Source organism: Tsukamurella conjunctivitidis (assembly GCF_007858475.1).
GTDB lineage: Bacteria > Actinomycetota > Actinomycetes > Mycobacteriales > Mycobacteriaceae > Tsukamurella > Tsukamurella conjunctivitidis.
In genome coordinates, this window is the sequence record NZ_VIGX01000140.1 from 1 (window position 1) to 636 (window position 636).

At 42.9% G+C, this 636-nt stretch carries 1 protein-coding gene; it reads right to left on the reverse strand.

The annotated features are described in order from the left end of the window. Nucleotides 1-636: 3'-5' exonuclease (locus FK530_RS27575; RefSeq protein ID WP_500487563.1), on the reverse strand; the 636-nt coding region annotated here is incomplete at both ends.

Genomic DNA, 636 nt, shown 5'->3' on the forward strand with positions numbered 1-636 from the left:
CAAATTAACACGAATCATTTGTGGATCATTCAGCTCCTCTTCTGAAAAGATCTGATGTGAAATTCCCGCTTCAAAAAAGGGCGCTAAATCTTCATCTTTAGTCCCGATCCCCATCAGATAAGAGAGCGCATTATCTTGATACGCCTTTTTATCTAATGCTCGGGTAAAGCCCACATAGGTGTGAAACTTTGCTCGTGTTAAAGCGACATAGAGTAACCGAATATCTTCCGCTAAATTCTCTTTTAGAAAGTAACGCTCAATCTCCGGAGTACACTCTTCAGGATAGATATAACGACGCTCTTTTGTCGCATCGATATAGATCCCCTCCTTTTCACCACGCCCTTTAAAGAGTGCAAAAGGAAGAAAGACAATCGGGAACTCTAACCCCTTCGATTTATGAATCGTCATAATTTCTAGGGTCTTAAAATCGCTCTCAAGCCGGATCTTCTCCTGCTGCCGACCTTCGACATTAAAAATTTTGTCATGTAACCAGAGTAGCAATGCTTCCCCATTACTAAAGGATTCCCGCTGCAATATCTCTGCCAAATGAAATAGATCGCTCGCTTGCCGCTCGCCATCCTCTAACATTAAGAGTTTCGCCAGACGATTCTCCCGCACCATAAAGGTTCGGATCAT